The following is a 4,093-nucleotide window of genomic DNA, read 5'->3' as shown; positions in this document are numbered from 1 at the left end:
ATAAAATAGTTGATTTTCCTGAGGATTATTATTTTAGTTCAGCTAGAAATTATGCGGGTTTAAATAATGATTTGGAAGTAGTTTTGTTAGATTTGTTTTGAAGTTGATTGTAGGCACGAAGCTTGTTTTAAGTTGATTATGGGCACGGATTATAAATCCGCGCTATCGGGTTTTCTCCAAGTTGTTACATCGATAGTAGTGCTAATCCTATCATTGAAAATACACCTTTGCAGTGTAATCTACCAAATATGATAATTGGTAACGTAAGATTAAATAATCTATATTATGAATATAAAGTGAGTATAGAAAATAACCGATTAAGAGTAGAACAAATCGGAGGAATACCACAAAATCAAACAATGACAGCTTTTAACTCTCAAATATCTACCCAATTTTATCAACCTGTATCCTCTGTGAATAACGTTCCTACAATCCTATTAGAAAGTCTATGCTATCAATATAGATATGACGATTATAACCGCCTTGTAGAAAAGAAATTGCCGGGCAAAGATTGGGAGTTTATCGTGTATGACAAACTCGACCGAGTGGTTGCTACTGGACCTGCATTGTCGCCGTTCACAGATATGCAATCTGTTCCTCCTGCAACACCGATAGTAGGTTGGATTATTACTAAATATGACGCTTTCAATCGACCTATTTTGACAGGATGGTTACCCTCAACCACTGTAACTAGTGCTGGTAGAGCCACTTTGCAAAGTTCTCAAAATACTGCAACAATTTTGAGTGAAACAAAATCGACAAGTAATTCAACAATTAATACCGTAGCATTTCGCTATACCAATACCGCTTGGCCAACAAGTGCTTATCATGTATTGACCGTTAACTATTATGACGATTACAGTACCAACTTAACTTTTAATCCTGTAATGTCCTTTACTTCATCCATATCGCCAAATCCTGTTTTTTATAATGACACGACCAATAAATCAAAAGGATTACCCACGATTACTTGGACAAGAATACCAGAACTATCTACTACCACACCTATAAAAGCCGAAATGAGCTATATGCTTTATGATAATAAAGGGCGAGCTGTGAGAACCTTTACCAATAATTATTTGGGTGGTTTTACCCAAGTGGATAGCCAACTGGAACCCATTACTGGTAGGGTGAATTATACTTTAACCACCCACAAAAGATTGGCAGCAAGTGCTGTAATTACTGTTAGGGATGACTTTGCCTACAGTGATCAAGACCGATTGCGAACACACACCCATAGTATTAATGGAGCAACACCACAACTATTGGCAGAGAACACTTATGATGAACTAGGACAATTACTTTCTAAGAAAGTAGGAAACACGAGTGCACTACCGCTTCAAAAAGTGGATTATAGGTATAACATTAGAGGTTGGTTGACGGATATTAACAACACTTCCAGTTTATCCGAAGGAACAAATCCACAAGATTTATTTGCTTTTAAAATAAATTACAACAGTACCATCACCAATAATGAAGGCAATACCATAGTTCCGTTGTATAACGGGAATATAGCCGAAACTACTTGGTTGACCAATACCGACAATGTTTTGAGACGCTACGGTTATAGTTATGACAATTTGAACCGATTGAAAAAAGCGGTATATCAAAAACCAAACACATCAGTTCCTGTACCACAAAGCTACAATGAAAGCATATCTTATGATAAGAATGGAAATATAGTTACTTTACAAAGAAACGGCGACTTAGATAGTGGAAACACGGTTATAGAAATAGATAACTTAGCCTATATATACAACGGAAATATTTCCAACCAATTGATGAAGGTTTTTGATGGTTCGAGGCATCCTGCGGGTTTTGACGATGATAGCATAGATGGGTTGACGGATCCTGTTAACGATTATGCCTATGACGCTCTAGGCAATATGATATCAGACCAAAATAAGGGAATTACTAGTATTAGTTACAACCACTTGAACTTGCCCATAAAAATTATTTTTAATAATAACACTAATACCAGAATTGAATATCTTTACACAGCTAATGGCCAAAAGACGCAAAAGAAAGTGTACACCTCTTCAACTGAAATGACTACTACTGATTATTTGGGTGGATTTCAATACTCTCAAATTAATGCTAATACTGCAACTTTAAATTTTTTCCCTCATGCGGAAGGATATGTAAATAATACCGTGGTTAATGGCAACAACGTATATAGTTATGTGTTTAACTATACTGACCATTTGGGCAACATCCGTTTACGCTACACCATACATACAAATGGTACTTTGAGAGTATTGGAGCAGAGTCATTATTATCCCTTTGGATTAAAACATGAAAAATATAACACTGACCAGTTTGGATTCATACCAGACCCTAATGGTGGTTATAACTCTGGTGTTACTACAGGAAGACAACTTATAGGTAGAATAGTTTATCAGTATAAATACAACGGAAAAGAGTACCAAGACGAGTTGGGGCTTAACATGTACGACTATGGTGCAAGAAATTATGACCCTGCAATTGGACGTTGGATGAATATTGACCCACTGGCTGATGAGAGAGATTGGATGACTCCATACAATTTTGTGCAAAATAGCCCAATTCTAAGATTTGACCCTAAAGGATTAACTGATTTTACATTTAATAAGAAAACGGGAGAAGTTACTCAAGTAGGTGATAAAAATGATGAGCCTGACAGGATTTTAAAAACCGATTCTAAAGGAAATGTAAAGAAAAAAGGAGAAGGATTTTTAGGATTTTTAGTTAGTAAATCAGAAAAAGGAAAAGCAAAAGTTGATATAGATAATATTGAACAAGGAATTCTTAGTGATGGTATGAATCTAAAAGAGAATGATAATTTAATTGATGTTGGTGGTAAAGGTCAAGCTACTGTTAAAGGATTTGAAGAATTTGCGTTAAAATTTTCAAATTATATTGGGCGTGAAATAGCAGGAGGATATTTTTCTGAAAAAGGCAAGTCTGATATAAACCATATATCTATTAATAGTTACAAATCAAATACGTCTACTAGTGCAACGGGAGGAATAGTTCCAACTCGTTTTACTAATGATAAAAATCTTTTGCAGTCTTTACAATTAAGAGTTCATTACCACACCCATCTTTCTAAGTTCGATGATAAGTCTAGATTAACTCCATCAACTGACGATGATAAAGTTTGGTCTAATTTACCACCTGGAGTTCAAGGAATGATTATAACAAATCCAGAAAATGTTTACAAGAATAATTAAAATTTAATTTATGAACAAATACATTTTACTGACTATCTTAATACCGTTTCTTAATATTTTGAACGGATGTAGTTCTTTTAAAGAGAAGCTAATTAGAATCGGAGATAAAAATAGTGCAATCAACAATGCAATAATTGATTTTTCAAATACAAGTAAACTTTATAAAAAAGATAATGTTTTTATTGTAAGTGTAAAAAATATTGGTGATAACATAATAGGCATTAGTATTGGTAAAAGTAATATGAAAATTCTTTTAAAAGAAGAAACAAAAATTGGTACCAAGGGGTTTATACCCTCTCGCTATATTGAAATTGACAATAAGCTTTTCTATTGGTGGGACAATGAAATTCCTCTAACGCAAGATGCACTTGACATTTTTTTTAAATTTAAGTTGACCCAATCAGATGAGAATGGTACAGTATTAATGGCTGATTATACAATTGACGAGAGAGAAAAAAGTGTTCATTACTTTTTTTGTAAAAATAAATTAACTAAATATAAAAAAGTTATAACTAATAAAGGGATCGGATATTATAATGCGCCAAATTTAGATTGTGGATCTCAGTAATGTTCTCCACAAAGTGTTTTTAGAAAAGCTCCGCAAATGTCTCCTGACTTTGCGAAACCCGAATCCGCGGGATTCAAGCTCCAAGTCAATTGATTTCTGCTTGAATCCGCAGGATTCAGCTCCAAGTCAATTGATTTCTACTTGAACCCCGATAGCGCGGATTTATAATCCGTGCCCACAACAATTTGAAAAACTACAAATGTCATTTTTGTAGTTTTTTTATTATTTTTGAGAAAAGTAACAACAAATGTCAACAAAATACAAAGCTACAACTACAGAAGAAGCTTTTTTTATAACTATAACAACAGTTGGT

2 protein-coding genes and 1 pseudogene are annotated in these 4,093 nt (G+C 34.0%); all 3 read left to right on the top strand.

Going from position 1 to position 4,093, the window contains the following annotated elements; genetic code table 11:
* A pseudogene (locus WFZ85_RS15800) lies at positions 1 to 101 on the top strand (REP-associated tyrosine transposase); the annotation flags it as partial.
* Between the two features lie 147 nt (positions 102 to 248).
* Positions 249 to 3,212, top strand: coding sequence for an RHS repeat domain-containing protein (locus WFZ85_RS15795; RefSeq protein WP_342697219.1), 2,964 nt, complete (start codon positions 249 to 251; stop codon positions 3,210 to 3,212).
* 10 nt (positions 3,213 to 3,222) lie between these two features.
* Positions 3,223 to 3,780: a hypothetical protein gene (locus WFZ85_RS15790; protein ID WP_342697218.1), complete on the top strand. Its 558-nt coding sequence runs from the start codon at positions 3,223 to 3,225 to the stop codon at positions 3,778 to 3,780.
* Positions 3,781 to 4,093: the final 313 nt, after the last annotated feature.

The organism is Flavobacterium aureirubrum (assembly GCF_038739835.1).
Classification (GTDB): domain Bacteria; phylum Bacteroidota; class Bacteroidia; order Flavobacteriales; family Flavobacteriaceae; genus Flavobacterium; species Flavobacterium aureirubrum.
The sequence above is the reverse complement of the archived record's forward strand: the minus strand, read 5'-3'. Positions and strand labels throughout refer to the sequence as shown.

Bases quoted from the DNA above. Each gene is read 5' to 3' on its own strand.
- WFZ85_RS15795 (WP_342697219.1), top strand. From the start codon at position 249: ATGATAATTGGTAACGTAAGATTAAATAATCTATATTATGAATATAAA.
- WFZ85_RS15790 (WP_342697218.1), top strand. From the start codon at position 3,223: ATGAACAAATACATTTTACTGACTATCTTAATACCGTTTCTTAATATT.